The 26,638-nt window shown below is 41.7% G+C and carries 21 protein-coding genes and 1 pseudogene; 14 read left to right on the plus strand and 8 right to left on the minus strand.

Translation table 11 applies throughout. The features are described 5' to 3' along the window. Window positions 1-231 precede the first annotated feature (231 nt). The 3 genes and pseudogenes from KTR06_RS16495 (at window position 232) to KTR06_RS16505 (ending at window position 2,450) form a co-directional block, all read left to right on the plus strand. Window positions 232-858, plus strand: coding sequence for a CatB-related O-acetyltransferase (locus KTR06_RS16495; RefSeq protein ID WP_120070859.1), 627 nt, complete (start codon window positions 232-234; stop codon window positions 856-858). 11 nt (window positions 859-869) lie between these two features. Further along, window positions 870-998, plus strand: a pseudogene (locus tag KTR06_RS16500) (GNAT family N-acetyltransferase); the annotation flags it as partial. A 78-nt stretch (window positions 999-1,076) separates the two neighbouring features. Beyond that, window positions 1,077-2,450, plus strand: a complete 1,374-nt coding sequence (locus KTR06_RS16505; RefSeq protein ID WP_120070855.1) for an MATE family efflux transporter — start codon at window positions 1,077-1,079, stop codon at window positions 2,448-2,450. A 130-nt stretch (window positions 2,451-2,580) separates the two neighbouring features. Here KTR06_RS16505 and KTR06_RS16510 read toward each other — a convergent pair whose 3' ends face one another. The 3 genes from KTR06_RS16510 to KTR06_RS16520 are packed head-to-tail and all read right to left on the minus strand — an operon-like array spanning window position 2,581 to window position 4,626. Then, window positions 2,581-3,051: a GyrI-like domain-containing protein gene (locus KTR06_RS16510; RefSeq protein WP_120070852.1), complete on the minus strand. Its 471-nt coding sequence runs from the start codon at window positions 3,049-3,051 to the stop codon at window positions 2,581-2,583. 31 nt (window positions 3,052-3,082) lie between these two features. Further along, complete coding sequence (locus tag KTR06_RS16515) at window positions 3,083-4,213, minus strand: GyrI-like domain-containing protein (protein WP_118220019.1); 1,131 nt, start codon at window positions 4,211-4,213, stop codon at window positions 3,083-3,085. Then, the gene (locus KTR06_RS16520; RefSeq protein ID WP_118220018.1) at window positions 4,210-4,626 is read right to left on the minus strand and encodes a DUF3788 domain-containing protein; all 417 of its coding nucleotides are present in this window, start codon (window positions 4,624-4,626) and stop codon (window positions 4,210-4,212) included. Before KTR06_RS16520 ends, KTR06_RS16515 begins: the two co-directional genes overlap by 4 nt. A 198-nt stretch (window positions 4,627-4,824) precedes the next feature. On the opposite strand from KTR06_RS16520, the gene KTR06_RS16525 reads away from it, so the two are divergent. Continuing rightward, window positions 4,825-5,445 (plus strand): hypothetical protein, encoded by a 621-nt coding sequence (locus KTR06_RS16525; protein WP_217290580.1) that lies wholly within the window; start codon window positions 4,825-4,827, stop codon window positions 5,443-5,445. Between the two features lie 73 nt (window positions 5,446-5,518). Here KTR06_RS16525 and rlmJ read toward each other — a convergent pair whose 3' ends face one another. The 5 genes from rlmJ to KTR06_RS16550 all read right to left on the minus strand — a co-directional run bounded on the left by rlmJ (window position 5,519) and on the right by KTR06_RS16550 (window position 10,404). Further along, window positions 5,519-6,364, minus strand: coding sequence for a 23S rRNA (adenine(2030)-N(6))-methyltransferase RlmJ (gene rlmJ, locus KTR06_RS16530; RefSeq protein WP_004323544.1), 846 nt, complete (start codon window positions 6,362-6,364; stop codon window positions 5,519-5,521). A gap of 54 nt (window positions 6,365-6,418) precedes the next feature. Continuing rightward, on the minus strand, window positions 6,419-6,895 hold the full coding sequence (locus KTR06_RS16535; protein ID WP_004323543.1) for a DinB family protein: 477 nt from the start codon (window positions 6,893-6,895) through the stop codon (window positions 6,419-6,421). A 103-nt stretch (window positions 6,896-6,998) separates the two neighbouring features. Continuing rightward, window positions 6,999-9,131: a cation:proton antiporter gene (locus KTR06_RS16540; RefSeq protein WP_004323542.1), complete on the minus strand. Its 2,133-nt coding sequence runs from the start codon at window positions 9,129-9,131 to the stop codon at window positions 6,999-7,001. Between the two features lie 260 nt (window positions 9,132-9,391). Next, window positions 9,392-9,757 (minus strand): MmcQ/YjbR family DNA-binding protein, encoded by a 366-nt coding sequence (locus KTR06_RS16545; protein WP_217290581.1) that lies wholly within the window; start codon window positions 9,755-9,757, stop codon window positions 9,392-9,394. A gap of 74 nt (window positions 9,758-9,831) precedes the next feature. Then, entirely contained in the window at window positions 9,832-10,404 is a 573-nt protein-coding gene (locus KTR06_RS16550) for a Crp/Fnr family transcriptional regulator (RefSeq protein WP_217290582.1), read from the minus strand. A 153-nt stretch (window positions 10,405-10,557) separates the two neighbouring features. Between KTR06_RS16550 and KTR06_RS16555 the strand changes: the two genes are divergently transcribed. From KTR06_RS16555 to KTR06_RS16600, 10 genes are all read left to right on the plus strand, one after another. After that, window positions 10,558-10,878 carry a multidrug efflux SMR transporter gene (locus tag KTR06_RS16555; RefSeq protein ID WP_004306435.1) on the plus strand — a complete coding sequence of 107 codons (321 nt, stop codon included), beginning with the start codon at window positions 10,558-10,560 and terminating at the stop codon, window positions 10,876-10,878. A gap of 299 nt (window positions 10,879-11,177) precedes the next feature. Continuing rightward, on the plus strand, window positions 11,178-12,917 hold the full coding sequence (locus tag KTR06_RS16560) for a GAF domain-containing sensor histidine kinase (protein ID WP_217290583.1): 1,740 nt from the start codon (window positions 11,178-11,180) through the stop codon (window positions 12,915-12,917). Between the two features lie 52 nt (window positions 12,918-12,969). Beyond that, complete coding sequence (locus tag KTR06_RS16565) at window positions 12,970-13,572, plus strand: RNA polymerase sigma-70 factor (RefSeq protein ID WP_022199135.1); 603 nt, start codon at window positions 12,970-12,972, stop codon at window positions 13,570-13,572. A gap of 33 nt (window positions 13,573-13,605) precedes the next feature. After that, window positions 13,606-14,625, plus strand: a complete 1,020-nt coding sequence (locus KTR06_RS16570; RefSeq protein WP_217290584.1) for a FecR family protein — start codon at window positions 13,606-13,608, stop codon at window positions 14,623-14,625. A gap of 228 nt (window positions 14,626-14,853) precedes the next feature. Continuing rightward, window positions 14,854-18,366 carry a TonB-dependent receptor gene (locus KTR06_RS16575; protein ID WP_254306436.1) on the plus strand — a complete coding sequence of 1,171 codons (3,513 nt, stop codon included), beginning with the start codon at window positions 14,854-14,856 and terminating at the stop codon, window positions 18,364-18,366. A gap of 17 nt (window positions 18,367-18,383) precedes the next feature. Then, window positions 18,384-20,180, plus strand: a complete 1,797-nt coding sequence (locus tag KTR06_RS16580) for a RagB/SusD family nutrient uptake outer membrane protein (protein WP_217290585.1) — start codon at window positions 18,384-18,386, stop codon at window positions 20,178-20,180. A 17-nt stretch (window positions 20,181-20,197) separates the two neighbouring features. After that, entirely contained in the window at window positions 20,198-21,115 is a 918-nt protein-coding gene (locus KTR06_RS16585; RefSeq protein WP_009040650.1) for an endonuclease/exonuclease/phosphatase family protein, read from the plus strand. 31 nt (window positions 21,116-21,146) lie between these two features. After that, window positions 21,147-23,006, plus strand: coding sequence for a PQQ-binding-like beta-propeller repeat protein (locus KTR06_RS16590; protein ID WP_022199140.1), 1,860 nt, complete (start codon window positions 21,147-21,149; stop codon window positions 23,004-23,006). Window positions 23,007-23,126: 120 nt separating this feature from the next. Next, window positions 23,127-25,184 (plus strand): glycoside hydrolase family 65 protein, encoded by a 2,058-nt coding sequence (locus KTR06_RS16595; protein WP_022199141.1) that lies wholly within the window; start codon window positions 23,127-23,129, stop codon window positions 25,182-25,184. A 258-nt stretch (window positions 25,185-25,442) separates the two neighbouring features. After that, window positions 25,443-26,522: a choloylglycine hydrolase family protein gene (locus tag KTR06_RS16600; RefSeq protein WP_217290586.1), complete on the plus strand. Its 1,080-nt coding sequence runs from the start codon at window positions 25,443-25,445 to the stop codon at window positions 26,520-26,522. The last annotated feature ends 116 nt before the right edge of the window (window positions 26,523-26,638 follow it).

The following is a 26,638-nucleotide window of genomic DNA, read 5'->3' on the forward strand; positions in this document are numbered from 1 at the left end:
GTCTTGACTTTCTTATTTACCGGGCGTAAAAAATCTGTTTTTTTATATACCTTTGCTATGTAATATAAATCCTGTTTTGCTGACACAATGAAATGGCAACTTTGTAAATAGCTTCGCCCATATGGATTGTAACAATAGAGAGTTCTGCTGCTACAACTGTTTGTGATTTAACGTAAGTCACAAGTTATTTTTTTATTCTATTCAATAAACTATATAAAAGAAGCCATTACAATGAATTCGAACATATATCCTCGTTCTAATGATTTTCAGACTATTTACCTGAATACGGTGATTAAGAATCCTGCTATTATCGTAGGTGATTATACAATATACAATGACTTTGTAAATGATCCGGTTCTTTTTGAGAAGAACAATGTCTTATATCATTATCCGATTAATAAAGACCGTTTGATAATAGGAAAATTCTGCTCCATAGCCTGTGGAGCTAAGTTTCTTTTCAATAGTGCAAACCACACATTGAATTCTTTATCCAATTATACGTTTCCTATCTTTTTTGAGGAATGGAATTTAGATAAGAGAGATGTAACTTCTGCCTGGGATAATAAAGGGGATATAGTAATAGGTAATGATGTATGGATTGGATATGAAGCTGTTATTATGGCAGGAGTACATATCGGGAATGGAGCAGTCATTGCGTCGCGGGCAGTGGTTACTAAGGATGTTCCTCCTTATACAATAGTAGGCGGAACGCCAGCCAGGGAGATTCGGAAACGTTTTGATGAGCAAACGATTGCCCGATTGCAAGAATTGCAATGGTGGGATTGGAGCGTCGAAAAGATCTCCGAATGTATACCTTATATTATAGGTGGAAAGATAGAAGAATTGATGAAAAGATAAACAATGCATATATGAAATTTATAATAGAACCCGGAACTTCTGCTGATATAAATGAATTGGAAAAGCTGTATGATGAACTGAATGATTATCTGGCAGGTACGATTAGTTATCCCGGGTGGATAAAAGGTATCTATTCTATTTATTTTATCCAACGGTTTTAAATCGGGAGCCTGTTTTTCTTATAACTTTGCAGCTGATTTTAGAAAAAGAAGTTTGGAATGATAAATAAGTATGAAGCACGGCTAGGTACAGAGCGTATGTTGCCGCTCGTTTTTAAAATGGCGCTTCCCGCAGTAATAGCCCAATTCGTCAATTTGCTGTATAGCATGGTCGACCGTATTTATATCGGACATATTCCGGGTATTGGTACTGATGCGTTGGCTGGGGTAGGAGTGACGACTTCTCTTGTTATACTGATTTCTTCTTTCTCGGCGATTGTAGGAGGAGGGGGCGCGCCATTGGCAGCCATGGCACTGGGACAAGGCGACCGTCTGCGTGCCGGAAAAATTTTGGGGAATGGTTTTGTCTTATTAATACTATTCACCTTGTTCACTTCGTTCATCGCATATACCTTTATGGAACCGATTTTGCTTTTTACGGGTGCTTCGGAAAATACGTTGGAATATGCGGTTGATTATCTTTCCATCTATTTATTAGGAACTGTTTTCGTTGAAATATCTACAGGACTGAATAGCTTTATTAATGCACAGGGACGGCCGGCTATTGCCATGTACTCCGTTTTGATCGGTGCCTTATTGAATATTATTCTTGATCCTATTTTCATTTTCTGGTTTGATATGGGAGTGAAAGGAGCTGCTTTGGCTACCGTATTGTCTCAAGCATGTAGTGCGGCGTGGGTATTGAGTTTTCTCTTTTCCCGTCGTGCTTCCTTACCTTTGGAAAAGCGTAATATGCGGTTGAGCCGGAAGATTGTATTCGCCATGTTAGCTTTGGGAATATCTCCATTTATAATGGCAAGTACGGAGAGCCTGGTTGGTTTTGTATTGAATAGTAGTCTGAAAAATTTTGGAGATATTTATGTCAGCGCATTAACTATCTTGCAAAGTGCGATGCAGTTTGCAAGTGTTCCGTTAACCGGTTTTGCGCTGGGATTTGTTCCGATTATCAGTTATAATTATGGTCATGGTGATAAACAACGTGTGAAAGACTGTTTTCGTATTGTGATGATAACCATGTTTTCATTTAACCTGTTATTAATGCTACTTATGATCTTGTTTCCTACGATTGTAGCATCTGCTTTTACTAGTGATGAAAAATTGATAGAAACAGTCCGCTGGACAATGCCTGTTTTCTTGGGCGGTATGACTATCTTTGGATTACAGCGAGCCTGTCAGAATATGTTTGTAGCCTTGGGACAAGCAAAAATATCTATTTTTATTGCTTTGTTGCGTAAAGCGATTCTACTGATTCCATTAGCATTGATATTACCGCATTATATGGGAGTAACCGGTGTATATGCAGCTGAAGCTATATCTGATGCCACTGCGGCAATTTGCTGTACTTTGTTGTTCTTTTGGCAGTTCCCCAAGATTCTGGGGAAAATACAGGGGAATATTTTGCGTACAGATTAGAAACAGCCAATGTACAAAGCATTGGCTATTTTTTTTAAGTCTGCTTCTTCCTTTCCCGGAGATTGAGCGTAAGGCTGTGTTTTCGATGGTTATTGATAGGAAGAAAGAAATAACTAGATGAAGAAAACATTCATAATAGTGGCATTTCTATTCTTGTCACCTGTTCTTCTTCGGGTACGTTAGGATTGCTGTAATAATATTCAATGGATGTTCCCGAAGGTTTGTAACTGTTGGTTTTTATCCATTCCATCATCTCGTTGTACAGGACAGCCAGTTCGCTGTAAGTTCCTCTATGCAGACAGGAAACTATTTTTCTTTCCGGTATCATTATAGATCGTATATCCCCTTCACCCTGTAATTCTTTGGATGACTTTAGACCAATAATCATTTTGATATTGTGTTCCGTCAGACTTTCAAAGTTGGGATATTCAACGTAGGGGATATCGGTAGTGACTTCACCCTGTTCCTTAAATAAAGAGTCTATTTTTACAAAATTCTTCCCGATAGCTTCCGGCATTCCGTTCATTTCTGTTTGTACTTCAACAGCCAAAGCGGATTGTTTCGGTTGCTTCAATAGCATGATTTCTGAAATTTTTCCCATAATACATTGTTTTTAGAGGGTTGATAATTAATTATTTCTTGATGACCGGAATATAGATGTCGGTAATTAGTTCTGTTCTAAGGGTGGAGGCAGGGCGGTTCATATACATTTCAAAGCTAAAGGTGCTTTGAGGGCGATATTTACTTTCCGGGAACCACTCTTCATAAATAGTCCGGTAGAATTTATGCAATAAAGAGTAGTCGCCGATATGCCTGAATATAGCGTAACGACCACCGGGAACTTCCATTACTCCCGGCTGGGAATCATTTTCTTTGTTATCGATTATTACCCCGAGATAGAAGCGACATTTATCTATTGGGGTGATGGCCGGGTCGTCCATACTAAGGCTGACAAACTTATCATTCGACTTGTCTTCATTGCGCTGCCTCACATAGTTGGTGAGCCTGTCCCATATTAATTTGTATCGGAGTTCATCCTTATACTTTTCACCCACCTCGATACAAAATACTTTCATCGGCAGAATCGACCGGATTTCAGGAGTGATAACCACATGCTGTTCGTCATACATCGGCTTATACTTCTCCCTATATTGAGAGGTTGACACTCCAAAATGTTTTTTGAAGGCTTTTGCCAGACTGAATTTAGTTTGATAGTTTGTTTGCTCCGAAATCTGATTTAATGTAAAGTCGGTGGATACTAACAGATGTGCTATATGTTCGAGGCGCAAACGTTGTATGTAGCTTCCAATATTTTCTCCGGCAACGGTTTGAAACACTCTTCTGAAGTGATATTTGGAAAGTCCGCTTATCGTACTAAGTATATCTGCATCTAAACTATCGAATAAATGATTGTTGATGTAAACGACTATATCCTGAATCTTTTGGTGATGAATATTACTGGTTTCCAACTTTTGTTTCCATCGGTTCAGTTTGGGTAACCGTTCGTTGAGTATTCGCCTAAGTTCCTCCGGCGAATAAGCGGTATCTGCATATTCATTGTACTTATCAGTGTATTTTATCCAGATATTAATCATTTCCGACATCGGAATGTCGACGATATATTTTCCGTCTTTCAGACAGTAGTAACAATATTCGTCACTTCGGGAACCGTCGGAGTTAGTACCCAGATATTTCTCTACATCAAAACGGAGAGGCATCCCGCAACTTTGACAATACCTTTTATTTATATCTGATTCAATCATCGGTTGGGTTTTCGTTTGATGGATAGAAGTCGCTCTATATCATTAAATAAACAAGTGTCCTTCAATTCGAACATGAGCCACTTTCCATCGTGGAAAGTAGTCGTCTCATCGTATACCTTTTGAGTTTCATTGGAAAAGACCTCTCGCAGAGATTCAAATTTGGCACGCTCATCTTTACCTAAAATGACCATGAAGCCAATCGTTTGTTCTTTGGCGTATAGGGCACATAGCGTTTTTCCGCCTTTGCGATATTTATATTCGTATATCCATTTTTTTCCTCCATGGTTCCATAGTTGTTCCATATTGTACTTTTGTTCGATTAGCTGGCAAAGTGAAGTCCATATATCATAAAGTTCCTTACCTGTCAAGGCTTCCAGTGTTTCGGGAGTGGGAATCTGCAAAGTTTCTTTCATGGTATTCTGTATTTACTTTTGATTATCCATATCACAAAGGTAGGCTGATTTTCTAATAGATCGTTGTCCAATATAGGCATTTTGTGTGTAGCTGGTGAACAATCTGCCCGGAAATTAATTTATTTTGTAAAAGCGAAATATTGGCAGTATAACCTTTATCTTTGCATTAATTTAAAAACAAATCCCCAATTAAAGAAAATGAAAACAATATTATTAGCAGTAGGTACGCTCTGCCTCATGGCAGGTTGCTCGTCAAAAGTGGCAAGCTCAAAAGGAATCGTTAGTGATGCAACCATGAATACGGTAACGATTGTTACTGATAAGAATGATACCCTTTCGTTCAGTACGATGGATGCAAATAAAGATGAAGTCAACGGTTTGCTTCTGAATGATACGCTGGAAGTGTTCTATACCGGAAAATATACACCGGGAATGCCGGCTTCTAAATTAGTTCAGTATCCGCAATCTCTGATTGTGGGAGGTGATCGGGATGAACATGGCTGTATCGGTTCTGCCGGATATGTATGGTGTGAAGTGCAAAAAGACTGTATCCGCTTGTTTGAGAAAGGAATCCGCACGGAAGCGGTGGACGATAGCAATGCTTCTGCCTTTATTGTGTTTAGTCCTGACTCTACGCAACTGGAACTTTTCTTTTCCAATAATCAACCCAATGAAATATTGGAGAGACGTGGCCTGCCTTCAGGAGGTTATGCATGGAACGTGGAAGATGACGATACGAAAAATGTACGGCTAATAGATGGTTTGTGGACAATCAGCCAAAGAAATAAGTTAATTTATAGCCAAAAGGCCGGAAACTGATTTTAAAAGCTCCGGCTTTCTGACGCTCTGTTTGTAGAGTAATGTTCTAGGTAATTAAATTAATAAGTGGATATCAAAGATGCTGAATATATAAACTTCCATCATAATCTTTGTATTTAGCATCTTTGTATATATCAACCAGTTTGTTACTGTAATCAAGAATGGTATCTTTGGAGATTTGTGATACATTTGTAGCCAAAATACCACTTCCCAAAATGCCCGGATTACATAATATATTGTCTTTTCTTATTGAATTCATGGTAAGCTCTACACCTATGTAATCCTTGATACCTGCCTTTTCCAGACTGGATACAATATAGTTGTCCAAAGATTCTTTATCATCTCCGGTCATGAATCCATACCATAATAAACACTTCATGCTTAATTGAGTAGCCTGTATCAGGATATCGAGATAGGTTACTCCTGAATCTCCTTTCTTGTCTATTTCGTAAGGATCGATATGGATGAAAGAGGATGCGGGAAGTGAAGGCAACAGTTCTATTGTGCCTTTCAGGGAGTCGGTATGATGTATTTCTACGGATGTACTTAATCCGATTTGTTTGGCATAAATGTCTACATTCTCCAGCGCACTCTTTTCTAAATCGAAGAATACGAACCTTTTTGCTTGCTTTCCTAATACATTCATTGCCAGGGCAGGAGAACCCAGATAATTTCCTTTTGCCATTTCTGTACTTTCCAGTTGGTAATAAATGGAATCTTTTAGAGATTTGTCATCATCTGCTTTCTCCAGGAAATGATAGATACCATATTGCTGCTCCGGGGTTTGTGTCATGGAGTAGATGGCACATGCGGAATTGGTTTCTACATATACTTGTGGGGCTTCATTTCTAAGAACTTCACAGAGTATCAGATGTTTCAGTACATCGGGTTGTTTTGCGAAATGAGTGTAAGTTGCCATGTGGGTACATCTTAATATTTATAGAACATAAAAGAACTGCAACCGCTATCCTTTTTAGGCATTCATTAATTCATGGATTTCATGAATATGCAGGTGTAAATGACTTAGATAACCTTCTATCATGTCTTGTAGCGTAACCTTTGTTCCTTCAAAATCACACCAGTAGCTATTCAGTTTTGTCTGGTCTACAGATTTTATAACCTGAATGATATGCAGGTTAAAAAACTTCCATAGTTGAATCAGGTTATTCCAATCTTCATTTTGGTAATCTTGTAATGCTATCCACAGATCATTATCCTGACGGTAATCGGGAAAGAAAAGCAAATCTTTACTGTATTGCAATCTGACCATGCGTTGGTGATTGTTTGATGCCGAATCAATCAAATGTCCGAGAATCTGTTTGATGGTACGATTTTGTTTATTACGTTTCAACGTGATCGTATCATTTTGTAGCCCGGTTAGTATTTTCTCTTCAGTTTCTATCACATGATAGATTCCTTCTGTTATTTTGGAAAAATCGACGTTTGACATACCATTCTTTTCCTTTAGGTGTTTATAGCAAAATTGCTAATGGTACAAATATAGATAAATGTGTCGATATTTATAAATTAAACGGAACTTTTCAATTCTAATTTTATCCCTCTTTCTTAAACCACCTGTAAAACCATTTACCGACCTTTTCGTAATGTCGGGTTTCGGTATCAGTATATAGCTTAGAGAAGAAAGACGTATCCAATGGCTCTCCCGACTGATTGGGATACAGCACGATAAAGCTATTGTTGGAGAAATATTTCCCGAGCTGTCTCGGTAACTTCTCAAAAGAACTGTCATACGAAAGAGTTCCTGGTCGTGCACTGATAATAACCAATAAATGATCGTAACTTACCTGTCCTGTCAATACCAGCAGGTCATTCCAGTCTTCTAAGAGAGAGAAATCGGTAAGCGTCTGTTTATGCCTTTTCTTTATCCACGCTTGTAGGCGGATGGTAGTCTTTTCATTGGCAAAGAAGTGTACGCGGCATCCAAGAGTGCTCCCCATGCGACAGAAGTGCTCCATCCAATGCGGAAAACCGGATTCATATTCGGCTTTAGGAGGGACGGCAACGACAATCCGTTTGATTGTATGGACCGGTATCAGAAATTTAGAGATAATTATTTCACAGTTTAATCCGTTCAATAAGTGTTCGGCAAGTATTCCAAAGTATGAATCTGTGATGTTTTTCTTGCGGTGCAGGCCGGTGATAATACTCGTAATCTCATTCTCCTTGACTGAATGGATAATACCGGAAGCTATATTCAAATCATACCGGGTGACCTTTTTGAGTGGTACATTTGCTTCCGTTGCTGTCATTTCAGCTTTTTCGAGATAATGTTTGCTTCGAATTCGTAGATTATCAGAGTTGTTATCGTCGTTGATGACATTTAATGCCAGGAGATTATCTTTCAATTTGGGGTCACGTATGACTAGAGAAAGATTCACCATGTCCTCGATAGTGTCCGGGTTGGCTATGGATATTAAAATCTTCTCTGTTTCTTTCGACGATTCATTTTCAGGTTGTGAATCATCCATCGCCATTTTTCTGGCTGCCCGTTCGGTAATCAGTGAACTCACTACGCAAGTGACCAGGATAAGCAAGACTGTTCCGTTTAGTACATCATCATTCAATAACCGTTCGCCGGTGGGCAGAATAATGTTGTATCCAACTAACACAGCCGCCAATGTGGCTGCCGCCTGTGCATTACTCAAACCATACATCAGATTTCGTTCAAGAACAGACATCTTATATATCTTTTGAGTGAGCCAGCAAGCAATCCATTTGCCTGTCAGCGCCATGGTTATCATCACGGCGGCAACTTTTAAGGCATCCCCCTCTCCGAAAATAACACGTAAGTTGATTAACATTCCCACTCCGATAAGGAAATAAGGAATAAAAAGTGCATTACCAACGAACTCTAAATGATCCATCAATGGAGAGACGTGGGGGATGAGCCGGTTAAGTACCAATCCTGCGAGGAAAGCTCCCAAGATACCTTCCATACCAACAAGCTCCATCAACCCTGCTCCTAGAAAGACCATCGCAAGTACGAAAATAAATTGCATCACGTTGTCATTGTACCGGTGAAAGAACCAACGACCGATGCGCGGAAAGAAATAAATGATCAGTGCCCCTAGAAAGATTACTTTTACCACCAGCCAAATCCAAAACAATCCTCCGGTTTCTCCTTTGAACAGTCCGCCTATAACAGCCAGTACCAGCAGCGTGAGTGTATCTGTTACGGCCGTTCCTCCTACGGCAATACTTACGCTACGATGGCGTGATATGCCGAAGCGGGTGACGATGGGGTAGGCCACGAGCGTATGGGAGGCATACATGCTGGCTAATAATATAGAGGTGATTACACCATATTTCAGATAAGATACATTGGCCACGAATCCAATCCCGATGGGAACGATAAAAGCCAGTAAACCGAGCACTAATGCTTTGTTTCGCGTCTCTTTGAAATCTCCCATATTCATTTCCAGACCAGCCAGGAACATGATGTAATAGAGTCCGACTTTCCCGAATAACTGAAAGCTGCTGTCTCGTACCAGGATATTAAATCCATGTTCGCCAATAGCCAGTCCTGCCAAGATCATCCCGATAATATGAGGGATGCGCAGTTTATTCAATAATATCGGAGCAAACAATATAATCAAGAGTACAAGGAGAAATATCCATGTAGGGTCGGTGATAGGGAATGTTAAATCAAGGCCAATCCAATCCATAATTTGACGAGTTCGTGATATTTGTTCCGCAAAATAACCTAAAAAAATGCTTCTAAAAAAGCATTAGTTAATAAAATTCGTCCATTTATTTTTTCTCCAGATTCATGATTGCCGGAATGAAGAATGCAAGTGTTCCTGGGACATACGTTTTTAAATATACGATGATTTTATCCGTGTGTGCGTTTTGGGGTGTATAGTGATTTTATCCGGCTCTACTTTTAGCAATAATAGTAGTGCCGGATATGTCTATTTTTCGAATCCTAAATCATGTTCTTGTATTCCTCTTGTTTTTTCTTGGGTAACTTCTTTATAACTTCTTCTACCGAGTGGCTAATCAACTCCTTTATGAGTTTATCGGGAACATCTCCTTCCAAGTAAACGGTTATCCAATGTTTCTTATCCGAAAAAGGTCCCCAAAAAATGTCTTCGTATTGTTCTATGAGCTCTTCTGATTTATCAGGATTACATTTCATATCCGCCCAGAATCTTCCGTTTTTAGGACGTAATGTAGCAAAAGTGAACATTTTATCGATAACCTTGAAAACCAAAGTATGTTCATCAAACGGCATACATTCTGTTGCTCCTTTGACTGACAGGCAATATTCTCTATAATCTTCGATATTCATGACTTCTCTCTTTTGATTCATTCAAAACACAAATATATCACTTTCTGTTCGCTTTTGAAAAATATGTTTCTATCTCAAAGTACCCGTTTCAATTTCGCCCTTATCCGGCTTAAACTTACCGGAGTTATTCCCAGATAAGAAGCAAGACATTCCAATGGTGTTCTCTGTAATAGCTCCGGATTATTTTGTATCAGCTTCATATACCGTTCGGACGCGGTGGTGAATAAGAGAGAAATAAGTCTTTCCTCTGTTTGCAGGAACTCTGATTCGGCAAACTTGCGCCCCCAGTTGGCAATATGGATATCTTCCTTGAATAATTCGTGTAAGTCTTTGCGCTTTAATAGATACAACACCGAGTTTTCCATCAGTTCCATTGACTCATACCCTTGTTGATTATTTACATAGCTTTTCAATGAGACAATGGTTGACCCTTCTTTCCCAATCCAGAACGTTACCTCTTTTCCGTCTACGGGAATATAAGCTCTAGCAATCCCTTTCTCGATGAAAAAGATATTCGTTTCAGTCTTGCCAGCCTCCAATATATGATAACCTTTGGGATATGTGATTTTTGACAGATGTTTGACCACCTTATCCGCTGAAGCCTCCGGCATCCGATATATCCTGTTTATAATCTCGTGTATATCCATATCGCATTGAATCATTATTCTGCAAAAATACAAAAAGTTATATTAGGAAAAGAAGATTTGATGATACTCTTACACCGTCGTTTCTTATCAAATGTAAAGTGAAAGCTCCGGGCATCTTGTTAATTTTGCAGTCTAATATTAAAATAGAATGATATGAATTGGATTATATTGATTATTGCCGGACTGTTTGAGGTTGGTTTTACCTTTTGTCTAGGCAAGATTAAAGGAGCGACAGGCACCGATTTTTATTTGTGGGGAGCGGGATTTGTAATCTCTGTAACCTTAAGCATGTTCCTACTGGCAAAGGCTGCGCAAACATTGCCTATCGGCACTGCATATCCTGTTTGGACGGGGATAGGAGCGGTGGGGACTGTATTGATCGGTATCCTGTTCTTTCATGAACCGGCAACTTTGGGTCGTTTGTTTTTTATGACGACTCTGATTATTTCAATCGTAGGGTTGAAACTGATATAACCAGACGAATAGGATTTAGTTTTAATAGATAGAAAAGTGTGATAAGGACTTTTTCAGTGTAAGTCATATATTGTTGAAAAGATTCCATCCGGTATAATATTGAGGAAGTTTGGAATTGACGAGGTCGATTATGTAATATATGCTTTCGTAATTCTGCGATTATTAGGCATTTATAAGAAGTCGTTTTGATGGGAAAAAGTTTGGTTTCTAAAATAAATGTATATATTTGCAGAATGTGGGACGCATCTCGTCCGGATTCGAAACTAAACTAAAATTCTATTTACTGTTATCTATTAAACATGAAATCCACTGATTCTGAACCTCAAGGGGGCGGTATGGAACTGGAACAGTACCGTACCAGCCTCGAACAGATGGTTGAAGAGAAATCTAAAGACTTGATCGCTATTCAGGAGAATCTCGAAGCAACCAACCGACGGCAGGCATTATTTATCAAGGTACTGCAAATTTTGCAATTGGAACCGGATATACCTACTGCTATGAATATGGCACTGGCCGAAATTGGCCGTTATACTGGTGTCGACCGTTTGGCGACATGGGAAAACCACCTCGACGGAGTTACGTATGGCTGCACCAACGAATGGTGCAACGACGGTATAGAACCCGCTATCGATTACTTGCGGAGTATGACCATTGAAGCGGGAAAACCCTGGTTCGACATGCTGGAAGAAAACCATATCATTTGTACGTCCGATATTTATTCGCTTGATCCCTTTATTACTCAAATGCTCGAAGTGCAAGGCGTAAAAGCCATCGCTGTTTTTCCCCTGTCACAATTGGGAGTACATTTCGGCTTTCTCTCGTTCAACTTTTGCTGGAACAAACAATGGGATGAAAAAGATGTGGAACTGATGAGCCAGATATCGCAAATCGTATCTACTGCTACCAAACGCTGGCAAGTTGAAACATCGCTGCAACAGTCGCAGCGAACCATGCAAAAGGTATTGGACAATATCAATGCCAATATTTTTGTGAGTGATTACGATACGTTGAAAGTGATTTTTGCCAATAAGCCTTTCAGGGAAGAAGCAGGAGAAGTTCCGGAAAATGCGGAATGTTGGAGAATGTTGAATGCAGGATTGGAAAATGGGTGTAAACACTGCCCGAAGCCGAAGTTGCTCGATGCCAACCGTAAGTTTACAGGCGTTCATTTTTGGGAAGACTACAATCCGGTCACCAAACGTTGGTATACCATCCAGAGCATGGCAATAAAATGGCTCGACGGACGTTGGGCAATCATGGAACTGGCTACCGATATCACCACCCGCAAACAGGTGGAACTAGAGCTGATTCAAGCTAAAGAAAAAGCGGAAGAATCGGACAGGCTCAAATCAGCATTCCTTGCCAATATGAGCCATGAAATACGTACTCCTTTGAATGCCATCGTCGGTTTTTCCAGTCTGCTTGCCGAAACCGATGAGGCGGAGCTGCGTCATGTATATATGTCTTTAGTGCAGGAGAACAATGAGCTGTTGCTCAACCTTATTTCCGACATTCTGGACATCTCCAAAATCGAAGCCGGTATGATAGATCTTGTTATGGGACGGGTGGATGTACCACAACTTTGCCGGGAAGTGATTGCTACCTTCTCACACAAAAAACGTGACACTGCGGTCGAACTGCGGTTTGATGAAAATTCACCGCAGATTGTGATTGATGCTGATAAAAACCGAATCGTGCAAGTACTCTCTAATTTTCTGACTAATGCCTTGAAGTTTACCACTAAAGGCTCAATCACACTTTCCTATTTATTGGAAGATGAGAGTCAGGTACGTTTTTGTGTAACGGATACGGGCAAAGGGATTCCCGACGAACAAAAACATGAAATTTTTAATCGTTTTGTAAAATTGGACTCATTTGTACAAGGTGCCGGATTGGGATTATCCATCTGTCAAAGCCTGGTCAAAAGGATGGGCGGAAAGATTGGAGTCGAATCCCGTGAGGGGGAAGGTTCGTGCTTCTGGTTCACTCATCCGTATGTTCCTGGTGCTTTTTCTAATTCCAATTTTTCTACTGATTAATTTGCATCTTTCAATATATTATCCGAATATTGCAGAGCAGAAAAAACAGAATATGATTCCAATTGATGAAAAACACATTATAAAAAAGCTAAAGGCCGGAGATAATGAAGCATATAAATACATATATGATTATCATTATGTTGCTCTCTGCAAACTTAGTTATTATCTCTTGAAAGACAGAGTGCAGGCGGAAAGCATAGTGAACGATGTAATCTTTCATCTTTGGGAAGTCAGAGACAAATTGGAACTGGTGCCTCCTCTTCGCAACTATCTGATAATAGCCGTACGTAATAAATGTCTGAACTACTTAGCCCTCAAGCAGCAGGAGACAGAGATACGTTTTTCTACCATTGAGCAGGCTGGTATTCAATTGCAAAATATCGTTTCTGACAATGAGCATCCTTTAGGCAACCTGCTAAAAGAAGAATTGGAATCGAAAATCCACGAATCTATCAACAAATTACCGCCTGCCTGCAAACAGGTATTCACCATGAGCCGCTTCCGGGAAATGAGTTACGAAGAAATTTCTCGTGAACTTGGCATTTCTGTAAATACGGTTAAGTATCATATAAAGAGCGCATTAGTAATACTTAAAAAAGAACTGGGCACTTTTTTATGTATTATTTTTGCTTTTTATCCTACCCTGCTATTATAAAAAACTGTAGTATATATAAAGGCACTATCTTTTATGAATGAACAATCACCACATACGGATATAGTCAATGATTGGATAATCGGTTATCTGACAAACAGTCTGACACCGGAAGAGATGCAGTCGTTACAGAATTGGCTGAATGTTTCGGAAGAAAACCGGAAATATTTTTCCGATATGCAAGAAGTATGGATCGCTGCTTCTGATGAAGCAGATGAACAGCATTTCGACAAAGAACGGGCTTATCAATTATTTTTAGAGCATACAGAAAACCTTGTGCAACCATCGGTAAAACGAAAAACACTCACTATCAGTCCGTGGATGTATGCCGCTGCAATGGTTGTAATTGTTTTTTTCTGTGGAACGATTGCCTTTCAGAGTGGAAAGAGAGTACTCCGGAATCAATTGACACAGATTACGGTGGAAGCTCCATACGGTTCAAAAACCAAACTGTATCTTCCTGACGGAACGTTGGTTTGGCTTAATGCGGGTTCCCAAATGAGCTATGCACAAGATTTTGGAATTAATGAACGTTCATTGAACTTGTCGGGAGAAGCCTATTTTGAAGTAACCAGAAATGAGGAGATACCTTTTAAAGTACATACGGAAGAACTAGACGTCAAAGTATTGGGAACTAAATTTAATTTCCGGAATTATAAAGACGATTTGGAAGCTAAAGTCTGTCTGCTGGAAGGAAAGGTAGCGCTGAATACCCGGCAAAAAGAGACCATACTTCATCCGGACCAACAGGCGCTGTTGGATAAAAAAACAGGAAAACTATCTGTATCCGATACCAAAGCCGCTTACAGTGCTGAATGGACAAACGACCGCCTTTACTTTGATGAAATTTTGCTTTCAGATATCATTAAAGAACTGGAAAGAAGCTATGACGTAAAAATAACCGTTGCAGACGACACGTTAAATACGATTCGTTTTTATGGAAACTTCCGTAAAAGAGAGCAAAGTATTCAGGAGATTATGAATGTATTGTCGTCTACAGACAAAATGACTTATACCATGAATGGAAAAAATATTGTGATCACACTTCCCAAATGAACAGATGTTAAACCTTTAAAACTTAAAGAAATATGAAAAGCCATTTAGTAAAAACATGATTCACCTCTCCTGATAGAAATATAAAAAGGTCAGGTTCCTTTTCCATCCCCTGACCTCTTGCCTTTCTATCTTAAAAGCCACAGTGACTTTAATTGATGAAAGCTTAGGCAAATATAAATAAAATCCTAAACTTCTCATCCTATTTATCAATTATTTATCCATTGACTTATGAAAAATAAGAAGAAAGTCTTTTTCATGGTCCTGCTCTTGCTATGCTCTTATCTAAGCTCATTTGCGCAGCTTATCAATTTGCAGTTGAAGAATGTAACAGTAAAGCAGGCTATTGAAACAATACAGAAGCAAAACGGATATTCATTTGCATTTGCAACAAACGATCTGAATACCAAAAAGATTGTGACAGTGCTAGCCAAAGATTTACCTATTGAGAAGGTGGTAGAACAGGTCTTGGCAGGACAAGATGTTAGCTACACTATCCAAGGGAAAGATATTATCATCAAGAAGAAAAGCGGCCAGTCCGCACAACAATCCTCCAGGAAATACACTATTAGCGGGATAGTGAAGGACATGTCAGGGGAGCCTGTCATCGGAGCCAATATAAAAGAGAAGAATGGCACGGCAGGTACAATCTCAGGTATGGACGGTAAGTTCCAGTTGACAGTCAGTGAAGGGAGTGTGGTACAAATATCCTACCTGGGGTTTTTGACGCAAGAGGTGAGCGTGAAAAATAAGAATTATCTGACAGTAGTGTTGAAAGATGATACACAGACGTTGGACGAAGTAGTGGTGGTCGGATTCAGTACCCAAAAAAAGATAAACTTGACAGGGGCGGTAGAAAATGTATCATCGGATGTATTTGAAAATCGTCCGGTGGCTAATGTCACACAGATGTTGCAAGGCGCTGTACCAAATCTGAATATTTCGTTAGTCGACGGTAAGCCCAATCAATCGGCTTCGTATAATATCCGTGGTGTAACGTCTATCGGAGCGGGCGGTAGTGCGCTGGTATTGATAGACGGTGTAGAAGGCGATCCGGCCATGCTGAACCCGAATGACATAGAAAGCGTGTCCGTATTGAAAGATGCGGCTTCGGCAGCCATCTACGGTTCACGTGCTCCGTATGGGGTTGTCCTGATTACAACAAAAGATCCGTCAAAGCAAAAAGATAAGTTTACGGTCAATTATACGGGAAATTTCTCCTATGAAACTCCGTATGCTGTGCCGGATGTCGTTGATGACGGTTATGTCTGGGCTTATCTGTTTCGTGAGGCGGAATACAATTACCGCGGGATAGAGCCTACCAGCATTAATAAGTCACAACCTTTCTCAAAAGAATGGCTGGAGACTTTCCGGCAACGGAAGTTGGCAGGAAATACGTTACAGACAGCAGTTGGCCCCGATGGGAAATATACATACTATGGAAATGAGGATTACTATGATGCGCTTTATAAGGATCATACGTTTGCACAGTCGCATAATGTATCTATCAGCGGTTCGAACGGAAAAATAAGTTACTACACTTCCGCACGGTTATACGATTATGACGGTCTGTTCAATTATAACTCAGACACCTACCGCACTATGAATATGCGTACCAAAATCAGCGCACAAGTGTTCAGCTGGCTGAAAATTTCCAATAATATAGACTATACTCATGATAAATATACACAACCATTGGGTTATGTAGAACAGAATGAGGGTCTGGTTTGGAAAGCCATCAACATGGAAGGGCATCCGTCCGAACCAATCTTCAATCCGGACGGAACCTTGACACACTCCGGAGCACGTTCTGTCGGTGGACTGGTAACAGGCAACAACTGGATAAAGCGTACGACTAAAACGCTGAAAAATACGACTACCCTGAATATAACCATGCTGGACAACAAATTGCGTTTTACCGGAGACTTCTCTTTCCGTACGAAAGATTTTATAGAAGACAAGAAGACTACCGCTGTTCCGTATAGCGATTACGAAGGGGTGATTAAATATCTCGGAGTACCGGAAACAGATGATAAGATGTTGGAGAAAGTGCAACAGACTACCTATATATCCACCAATGTATATGCCGAATATGAGAATACATTTGTAGGAAAACATTATATGAAAGCTTTGGCGGGATATAATTACGAACAGCAGGATTACAAGGCAATCTCTTCGGAGCGGAATGGTTTGTTGATGCCTGATGTGGAAAATATAAATTTTGCTATGGGAGATAATATGTCCATTAAGAGTGATGGTAACCGGTGGCGGTATGCCGGAGCATTCTTCCGTTTGAATTACTCCTATGACAACCGTTATCTATTTGAGGTGAACGGGCGTTATGACGGTTCTTCGAAGTTCCCCAACAATTCGCAATGGGGATTTTTCCCTTCAGCTTCGGCAGCATGGCGTTTCTCGGAAGAGAAGTTCTGGAAGGTAAATCCGGCTATTATCTCCAATGGAAAGCTGCGTGTCTCTTATGGTGCGCTGGGCAATAGTAATGTGAAGCCGTATTCTTATCTGGAAAAGTTCTCATTGAAGACTTATTCCACTACCGGCTCATCGAGCGAAGGCCGCTATCTCGACGGTAAGGCACAGTTACGCTACACGCTCAATCCTGCCCAAATTCCTGACAATATCGGTTGGGAAACCTCACGAACCATTGATGGCGGTATCGATTTGGGATTCTGGAACAACAAAATTACGTTATCCGCCGATTATTACGTACGTAAGACTGTTAATATGTATACGGTGGGACCGACGCTTCCCGATACATTCGGTGCATCGTCGCCCAAAGGGAACTATGCTGACATGAGTACCTATGGTTACGAGATTTCTTTGGGATATAACGACTCGTTCCGTTTGGCTGGCAAACCATTTAGCTTCGGCATCAAAGCAACCCTTGCCGATTATCATTCGGTGATAGACAAATATAATAACCCGAAACGTGACTTGGATGATTATTATGTAGGTCAGCGTATCGGTGAGATTTGGGGATTTGTTTGTAACGGACTGTTCCAGTCACAAGACGAAATCGATGCGGCTTTTGACGGAAAGGGTTACAAAAACAACCTGATGCAGACATCTGTCAATTACATCACTTATCCCGGTGATATGCGCTTCGAAGACTTGAACAATACAGGTACTATTGATAACGGAGCCAACACAGTAGACTCACCGGGCGACCGGAAAATCATAGGAAACTCCGAACCGCGCTACATCTATACCCTCTCATTTAGTGCCGACTGGAATAACTTCTTTCTGTCAGCCATGTTCGACGGTGTGGGAAAACAAGACTGGTATCCCAGTGGTGAGAGTTCTTTCTGGGGACAGTATAACCGTCCTTACAACCAAGTTCCGGTGTGGCACTTGAATAACTATTGGACCAAAGACCGCCCTGATGCTTATCTGCCGCGTTATTCGGGTTATTACAATCCTTTATATAAAGGCACGGCCAATACACGCTACTTGCAGGATGTATCTTACTTCCGGCTCAAAAATTTGCAGTTTGGTTACAATTTGCCAAAGAAATGGATAGCAAAAGCCGGGTTTTCTAAAGTATCTGTCTATTTCTCGGGCGAGAACTTATGGTCGTGGTCTCCACTCTACCGTCACACGAAAGATTACGATGTGACAGTGATAACAAAAGGTTCGGATAATGACCTGACTTCCGGTAATAAAGGAGACGGTTTCAACTATCCGACGATGCGGAATCTAAGTTTAGGAATCTCTATTACTTACTAAATAGAAACAAAGAAGATATGAAAAGATTAAGTACTATACGTAATATCCTGCTTCTGTGTGCAACGGTGCTGCTAGGTAGTTGCGATTTGACGGAGACGATGCAGGTAGAGGCTGACAAATCTATGGCTTTCGGCAGCGAGTCCGGATTGCGCCTTTATGCCTATTCCTTCTATCGGGCATTGCCTACACTTTCTACGGGCTATCAGCAGGATGAGATGTGTGATATTGCCGCTGTACGGCAGACGAATGTGTTTATTCAGCAAAATGCGTACAATTCGGAAACAGCTACCAGCTGGTCATGGGGAACCCTGCGGAACATCAATTATTTTATCGACGGTTGCTACTCAAAGGAGTGTACAGTGGATGCAGCTACCCGCGATAATTACTTGGGTATCGCCCGTTGGTTCCGCGCCTGGTTTTATTATGACAAGTTGACCCAATATGGCGAAGTTCCCTGGTTTGGCAGTGAAATCCAGTCTTACCAGTACGATGTCATGTATAAAGAGCGTGACAGCCGGGACGTCATTATCAAGAATATGATCGAAGATCTCGATTTTGCTTACGAACATATTCAGGCAACTTCTTCTGTCAATAGCTCTACACTCACCAAATGGGCTGCAGCCGCACTCAAATCACGTGTGTGCCTGTTCGAAGCCGCCTATCGCCGTTATCACAAACTGACAGGTCTGGAAATCACTCCGGAAGAACTTTACCGCCATGCTGCCAGTGCAGCCAAACTGGTGATGGACAACAGCGGACTTTCGCTGAATACGGCAACAGGTACCAAAGGGGCCTACCGTGATTTGTTCTATCTGGAAGCTCCCATTACCTCCGAAGTAATTCTGGCGGTATGTGCCAATAGCGCATCAGGTATTTACGGGACTCAAAATTACTGGTACAATTCGCTGTCGTACGGTAAAGGCTGGAGTCTGGTTCGTCCGTTTGTCAATACTTACTTGAAATTGGACGGTACCCCGTTCACTGCCGAAACAGGCTATGAAACCAAAAACTTCGTGGAAGAGATGAAGAATCGTGACCTGCGTTTGGCACAGACCATCCGCGGACTGGATTTCAAACGTGACGGAAAAGCCGTAGTAGCCGATATGACAGTTTGCCTGACCGGTTATCATGTAATCAAGTATTCTCTTGACGATACAAAATACGATAACAATGAAAAGAACAACAACAGTATCCCCCTGTTGCGTTACGCTGAAGTGCTGCTAAACTATGCCGAAGCACAAGCCGAACTGGGTGGGCTTACTGATGCTGACTGGAACACTACCATCGGCGCTTTGCGCCGACGTGCCGGAATTACAGGCGGAACGGAAAAACTCCCTACAACTGTTGATTCATATTTGCAGCAGGTCTTTTATCCGAATATCACTAATCCGGTTTTACTGGAAATCCGTCGGGAACGTGCCATTGAGTTGGTGGCTGAAGGAACGAGATTCAATGATTTGCGTCGTTGGAAATGTGGTGAACTGATAGAGGAACTACCGTGGACAGGTATGCACATCAGCGCATTGAATGTGGATATTGACCTGAATGGTGACGGAACTCCTGATTGCTACTTTACTGATAACGGTACGCAATCATCCAATAAAGACTGCAAAACGGTGAACGTAAAGAATGAAACAGGACTTTATGCCACAGCAAATGCCGCAGGCGGATACGATTTGAGATATAACCCCGGTTCGGGAAACCGCATCTGGTACGATGACGACCGCCAATATCTTTATCCTGTTCCTGCACAGGTGATCCGCGACTATGAGAGTGCCGGATATAAACTATCACAGAACCCCAATTGGAATTAAAATATAAAAGATTTAGTATGATGAAATTTAACCAGATATTGCCTGTAATTGCTATCTATGTTGTAGCGTTAGGCGGATGCAGTAATACTACTCCTGATTATTCAGAATTTTATAAGGACCCTGAAACAGTAAAAGAGGAAGACCCGTCACTGAATGATAACCAAATTAAAGTCATGTCGTTCAATATCCGGTATTATAATACCAAAGATACGGGAGAAAAGTCATGGGAAGCCCGTACGGCAGCTTTTATACCGATGATCGGAGAACATAAACCGACAGTGATCGGTATGCAGGAAGCGCGGCCACCACAACTGAAGTGGCTGGAAGAGAACTGGAAAGATTATGGATATGTCGGTAAGGGACGCCGTGCCAACAACGCTAACAATGATGAGTTTGTTCCTATCTTTTATAGAAAAAAGGCTGTTGAACTAATCAAGTGGGATTGTTTCTGGCTTTCTGAAACTCCGGATGTACCGGGTTCTCAAGGTTGGGACAGTACCGTTCCCCGTATAGCGACATGGGCTATTTTCAAACACATTGCTTCCGGTAAGAAATTCTTCTTCATCAATACTCACATCGATGTAGGTTCTACCATCGCTCCGGGCAAGTCGATGGAAGTGATTGTGAATAAAATGTCCGAGCTCAATCCGGAAGGATTGCCGATGTTACTGACCGCCGACTTTAACAAGCAGATTGACAGTGATATTTTTAACGGAGTTAAAACATTCATGACAAATGTCCGCTTATCGGCTCCGATCACAGACTCGAAATACTCTTATACAGGCTTTGGTACCGCCAATCCTTATATTGTAGATCACATCTTTTGTACAGGCTTTAAGGCTTTGAAGTTCGAGACAATAGATAAAGTTTATCAGAATATCACTTATATCTCCGATCATTATCCCATCATCGGTAAATTGGAATACGTGAAGTAATGAAACGATCATCTAAAATTACAGAAACGCAATGAAAAGAATCATATATTTATTGGTAGCTGCTATCGGTCTGTTGGTTGGGTGTACACCTGATGAAGAGACGTGGGTACAGGCGGGATTCACTACAGATAAAGAATCCTATGAGATTGGTGATCTGATTACCCTGACAAATACGTCGACGGCGGAGAATGCCCAGATTGCAGTCTGCAAATGGGAATTTATGGGTAAAGTTTCCTACGAACTGACTGCTCCCGAACCATTTAGCGTGGAAGAGGGCGGAGACTATCTTTTTCGTCTGACTGTCACTTCGGATCGCGGTGCGATGAAATCAGTTTTTGAAAAGACAATTAAAATAATAGATGACGGTGTCCGTCCTACGGCAGACTTCAGCTGGTTGCCCGAACGAATTGTAGCGGGAGAAGAGGTTGCTTTTACGGATCAATCGAAAGCAGCGGAAGGGTCTGAGATTGTCAAAAGAGAATGGACATTCGGTGCTATCCTCTCTACAGAGGAAAACCCGAAAATCACTTTCGGTTCGCATGGAAAAATAAACGTATCACTGACTGTGACGGACAATAAAAAAAGGAAAGATACGAAGACTGTCACAATGGATATAGCAAAGGGAGCCGGTAGTCTTGGCGTGTTATGGTCTCATTCCTACGATGAGCAGGGAGTGGTGTACGGCACTTCTCCGGCAACAAGCACAGATGGTCAGTATATATATGTTTCTTCCAGCAATTATAACCTGGTTTGTTTCACGAAACTCGGTGAACGGACTTGGGGATTTGATTGCGGACAGAATAATGAACCGAACCGAGGTTCTGACTATCAGCACCCGACTCCTACGGTGGATTCCGACGGAACGGTGTATGTGGCTGTCGGAGACAATACTACCAAGGCGGGAGCAGATGCATCCAAGTCTGCCAGTCTCTATGCTGTTAAAGGCGGTGCAGACGGTGGTACGCAGATGTGGTTTACAGCGATTGGTGCAAAATCGAGTATGCGTCCTTTCGGTGCTCCGGCTGTCACGGATCAATATGTGATGATCCTAACGAATTCGGCGCCAAGCACAGATGGAAAACATTTCCGTATTTATGATAAGGTATCCGGGGTACTTAAATATTCGGAAAAAACGTCTTCCGGAAGTTATGGTGGTTGTGTAGGATTGAAAGATGGTAGGATACTTGTTAACACGGGTCAGAGTAGTGGACGATCGTATGGTACACACATATTCTTCCCGGAAGGCAATAGCTGGAGCAAGTCGACCAATGAGCAGAATTATGCTCCAAATGACCAGCCTAATGGCAGCCAGATCGCTATTGGTGCAGATGGCAAAGCATATATCCTTTGCCTTAATTTAGGAGCCCGCATATCTACCAATGAGACAAAAGCATTAGTCTATTGCTATGATACCAAGAAGACTACCAAGGGGCAAGTTTCGACTCCAGAATGGTATACTGCCGTGAAAGGGGAAAATAAACAAACCGGTTATGGCTTGGTGGTTGATGGAAATGGGGTTGTGTATGTAGCTACTGACAAATATATTACTGCCATATCTTCTACAGGTTCCGTTTTGTGGGCAACGGAAGTAGCGGGTACTGCTTATGGCGTTCCTGCTATAGATAATGAAGGGTATATCTACTATAATGATGCAGAAAAAGGTTCCTTGGTGAAACTCGAACCGGCTACAGGAAAAGCTATCGCTTCACTCCAGCTTGGAACCGAACTGAAATCGTCGCCCACCATATCTGCTGACGGCACAATCTATGTGACCGGTATGCTGGAAGGAAAACCGACTCTATTTGCTGTTGAAGGAGCGGCGACAGGCTATGCAGCCAATGCCTGGTCGCAGATGGGCGGTAATCCGGGTAAGAGCGGATATATGTATTAGTTTTTTATCCATACAAACTTTTAGTTAGCATGTCTCTTTTTTTGTCGGAGCAGGCGTTGCCCTGCTCCGATGAGAAAAGACTGACTGTACATTTACAAAAGGCTTATAAATAGAGATAAGATGAGAAAAAGGAACTTTTTAATATTACTGCTGTTGAGCAGGTTATGGCCTGTCATTGGTGTATCTGCGCAAGATGCCTGGAAAATAACTGCCGAACAGATTGAACCCTCGTCCTATTATGGAATAACGGTAGCCAATGGTATGCTGGGATTAGTTTCTTCCCCCGATCCTTTGAAGATTTCCCGTGTCGTGTTGGGAGGACTTTATGATATCTATGGAAAGGGAAGAGTGAATAATTTCTTGCATGGCATCAATATGCTGGATACGGAATTGCAGATAAACGGAACTACGGTGAAAGCTTCCCAAATATCCGGTTATAAACAGACTTTGGATATGCGTCAGGGATTGTTTTGCGGAGAATTTGATTATCAATCGCTTGCACATATTGAATATCAATATACGGCATTACGTCATTTACCTTATTCGTGTTTACTGCGTGTGCGGATCGTTCCGAAAGAAAATATAGAAGTAGCTGTGGCGAATATACTGACGGTGCATGAATCGTTGCGTAGTCCGCAGGAGTCTTTCAACCGCATCTTCAATGGAAAAACAGCGATTGATTTCTGCACATCAATCGCAAAATCTCCGACCCGGGAACTTGAAATCGGTGCTTGTTCATCGTTTGTTTTCGACGATTCTTTTCCCCGTCCGGAAGTATGCCATCGGAGTGCACGCGGAGTCGGGGTACATACACAAGAATTTACGGTCCGTTTGCAGGCAGGCCAGCCTTACACTTTTTCGATTGTCGGGACGACACTTTCCGCTGCTACTCATGCTGACGTCAAGAATGAAGTGGAACGGTTGACGGCATTTGCAGCAGTAGAGGGTGTTGAACGATTATGGAGCAAACATATCGCTGCATGGGACAAGCTTTGGGAAAGCGATATTGTGATTGAGGGTGATCTTCAGTCGCAACAAGACATTCACAGTATGCTTTATCACACGTATGCTTTTGTGCGGGAAGGTTCGGGATTATCCTGTTCTCCGATGGGGCTTTCGGGCTTCGGTTACAACGGGCATGTATTCTGGGATGCTGACACGTGGATTTTTCCGGCTTTATTATTGCTGCATCCCGAATTGGCGGAATCAATGATAGAGTACCGCTATCAGCGTTTGGATGCAGCCAGGCATAACGCTTTCATGCATGGGTATAAAGGAGCCATGTACCCGTGGGAAAGTAGTGGTAAAGGAAACGAAGATAATACAGTTACCAACATTTACGGCCCTTTTGAAAATCATATTACGGGAGATGTAGCTATGGCAGCCTGGCAATATTATGCTGTGACGCAGGATTTGGAATGGCTTCGTCAAAAGGGATTTCCCATTCTTAGTGCTGCTGCCGAATACTGGGTAAGCCGTTCGGAACCGAATGAAGCGGGAGAGTATGAAATCAGGAATGTAATAGGAGCGGATGAATGGAATCAGAACCCTCAAGGAGGAAAGAACGTGAACAATAATGCTTATACAAACGGCGTTGCGAAATCCACTCTGGAAGCTGCCTGTAAGGCTGCCAAACTGTTGAATGTAAAATCAGACCCTATGTGGACGACTGTGGCAGAGAAACTTCGTTTCCGGAAACTAGCCAATGGAGTAACGGCAGAGCATGATACGTATGATGGAGCTATAACCAAACAAGCGGATGTCTGCCTGTTGGCTTTCCCGTTAAAACTTGTTACGGATAAAGAACAGATCTGGAGGGATTTGGAATACTATCTACAGACTGTTCCGAGAAAGAAGACACCTGCCATGTCGAAGTCTATCTACTCTATTTTGTTTACCCGTTTGGGAGACCGTGAACGTGCATGGCATTACTTTAGAGATTCCTATCTTCCCAATCTGAATCCGCCCTTCCGGGTTATAGCCGAGTTTGACGGTGGTACAAATCCTTATTTTCTGACAGGGGCAGGTGGTGTATTACAGTCCGTATTGATGGGATTCGGTGGATTGGATATTACGGATAAGGGAATTGTTGCCGGAAAAGGAGCAATCCCTGATGCATGGAAATCTTTGACTCTGAAAGGAATAGGAAAAGAGAAAAAGAACTATATCATTAAATGAATTGACGGGATATGAGATTTCTTGTTTTGCTCAAAAGAGTTCGGATACCTTTTATTTAAGTTCGTTTATTTATTGCTTTTTTATTTGTTACTCTTTGATTATTATTCTGCGCCATTATGCTTTTTACAATACAAATGCCGCTATTTCAGATGACAGAGCAATAGTCTTGTCTTTCTAAAGATATATCTGCAACTAAAATAACCCATATTTTGTTGTCTTTATACAGTATTGAGTTTTTAGCGAATAAATATATAAATAATGATGAAGATGACAAAGAACTTATTGTTAGGGATTGCTGCCGTATGTGGCAGCACTTTTCAGGCTGTAGCTTGTACGGGAATCTCGCTGACGTCCCGTGACGGCAGTTATGTGCAAGCCCGTACGATTGAATGGGCGCGCGGTGTGTTGCAAAGCGAGTATGTGATTATTCCACGTGGTCAACAGCTCACGTCATTCACTCCTACGGGTGTCAATGGACTAACGTTTACGGCAAAATATGGAGTGGTCGGTCTGGCTGTTGTACAAAAAGAGTTTATTGCCGAAGGAATCAATGAGGCAGGACTTTCGGCTGGACTATTTTTCTTTCCTCATTATGGGGGATATGAAACGTATGATGCTGCACAGAACCAGCGGACACTGGCAGACCTTCAAGTGACGGAGTGGCTGTTGTCGCAGTTTTCCACTATTGACGAGGTGAAGGCAGCCCTTTCTTCTGTACGTGTTGTAGGACTGGAAAAGACAGCGGTAGTACATTGGCGTATCGGTGAACCGTCGGGGCGTCAGGTTGTATTGGAAATTGTAGGTGGCGTACCGCATTTTTATGAGAATACAGTAGGAGTGTTGACGAATGCCCCCGGTTTTGAATGGCAACTCACTAATTTGAACAACTACGTCAATCTTCATCCGGGTGACGCTTCCATGCAAAAATTGAGTGGTATTACATTGCAACCGACTGGTGGCAACTCCGGTTTTCTCGGTATTCCGGGTGATGCCACGCCTCCTTCGCGGTTTGTACGTGCTGCTTTTTATCGGGGGACAGCTCCGCAACGAGCTACAGGCTTTGATACCGTGCAGCAATGTTTCCACTTGCTTAATAATTTTGATATTCCTATTGGTATAGAACATTCGCAGGGTGATATTCCGGATATTCCCAGTGCTACGCAATGGACCTCGGCTATCGACCTCACGAACCGGAAGGTTTATTATAAAACGGCCTATAACAATTCGATACGTTGCATTGACTTAAAAGCTATTGATTTCTCAAAGGTAAAATATCAATCACAACCGTTGGATAAGATACAAGAGCAGCCGGTTGAAATGGTTAAGATTCCTCGGTAAAATACGGAACGGTATGGAGGTGCTCCTGGGTGATAGGGACGATGAACAGGGGAATATAAGTCAGGTGTTAGGGTAAGTCGTGTATAAAAAATAATTGGGGATTAAAATAATTGAGG

This window comes from Bacteroides sp. MSK.20.12, from assembly GCF_019052435.1.
In the GTDB taxonomy this organism is placed as follows: domain Bacteria; phylum Bacteroidota; class Bacteroidia; order Bacteroidales; family Bacteroidaceae; genus Bacteroides; species Bacteroides xylanisolvens.

Coding starts and splice junctions, on each gene's coding strand:
- KTR06_RS16565 (WP_022199135.1), top strand. CDS start 12,970: ATGATTCCAATTGATGAAAAACACATTATAAAAAAGCTAAAGGCCGGA.
- KTR06_RS16575 (WP_254306436.1), top strand. CDS start 14,854: ATGAAAAATAAGAAGAAAGTCTTTTTCATGGTCCTGCTCTTGCTATGC.
- KTR06_RS16595 (WP_022199141.1), top strand. CDS start 23,127: ATGAGAAAAAGGAACTTTTTAATATTACTGCTGTTGAGCAGGTTATGG.
- KTR06_RS16570 (WP_217290584.1), top strand. CDS start 13,606: ATGAATGAACAATCACCACATACGGATATAGTCAATGATTGGATAATC.
- KTR06_RS16555 (WP_004306435.1), top strand. CDS start 10,558: ATGAATTGGATTATATTGATTATTGCCGGACTGTTTGAGGTTGGTTTT.
- KTR06_RS16560 (WP_217290583.1), top strand. CDS start 11,178: ATGAAATCCACTGATTCTGAACCTCAAGGGGGCGGTATGGAACTGGAA.
- KTR06_RS16505 (WP_120070855.1), top strand. CDS start 1,077: ATGATAAATAAGTATGAAGCACGGCTAGGTACAGAGCGTATGTTGCCG.
- KTR06_RS16590 (WP_022199140.1), top strand. CDS start 21,147: ATGAAAAGAATCATATATTTATTGGTAGCTGCTATCGGTCTGTTGGTT.
- KTR06_RS16550 (WP_217290582.1), bottom strand. CDS start 10,404: ATGGATATACACGAGATTATAAACAGGATATATCGGATGCCGGAGGCT.
- KTR06_RS16515 (WP_118220019.1), bottom strand. CDS start 4,213: ATGATTGAATCAGATATAAATAAAAGGTATTGTCAAAGTTGCGGGATG.
- KTR06_RS16495 (WP_120070859.1), top strand. CDS start 232: ATGAATTCGAACATATATCCTCGTTCTAATGATTTTCAGACTATTTAC.
- KTR06_RS16600 (WP_217290586.1), top strand. CDS start 25,443: ATGATGAAGATGACAAAGAACTTATTGTTAGGGATTGCTGCCGTATGT.
- KTR06_RS16580 (WP_217290585.1), top strand. CDS start 18,384: ATGAAAAGATTAAGTACTATACGTAATATCCTGCTTCTGTGTGCAACG.
- KTR06_RS16585 (WP_009040650.1), top strand. CDS start 20,198: ATGATGAAATTTAACCAGATATTGCCTGTAATTGCTATCTATGTTGTA.
- KTR06_RS16520 (WP_118220018.1), bottom strand. CDS start 4,626: ATGAAAGAAACTTTGCAGATTCCCACTCCCGAAACACTGGAAGCCTTG.
- KTR06_RS16535 (WP_004323543.1), bottom strand. CDS start 6,895: ATGTCAAACGTCGATTTTTCCAAAATAACAGAAGGAATCTATCATGTG.
- KTR06_RS16545 (WP_217290581.1), bottom strand. CDS start 9,757: ATGAATATCGAAGATTATAGAGAATATTGCCTGTCAGTCAAAGGAGCA.
- KTR06_RS16510 (WP_120070852.1), bottom strand. CDS start 3,051: ATGGGAAAAATTTCAGAAATCATGCTATTGAAGCAACCGAAACAATCC.
- rlmJ (WP_004323544.1), bottom strand. CDS start 6,364: ATGGCAACTTACACTCATTTCGCAAAACAACCCGATGTACTGAAACAT.
- KTR06_RS16540 (WP_004323542.1), bottom strand. CDS start 9,131: ATGGATTGGATTGGCCTTGATTTAACATTCCCTATCACCGACCCTACA.
- KTR06_RS16525 (WP_217290580.1), top strand. CDS start 4,825: ATGAAAACAATATTATTAGCAGTAGGTACGCTCTGCCTCATGGCAGGT.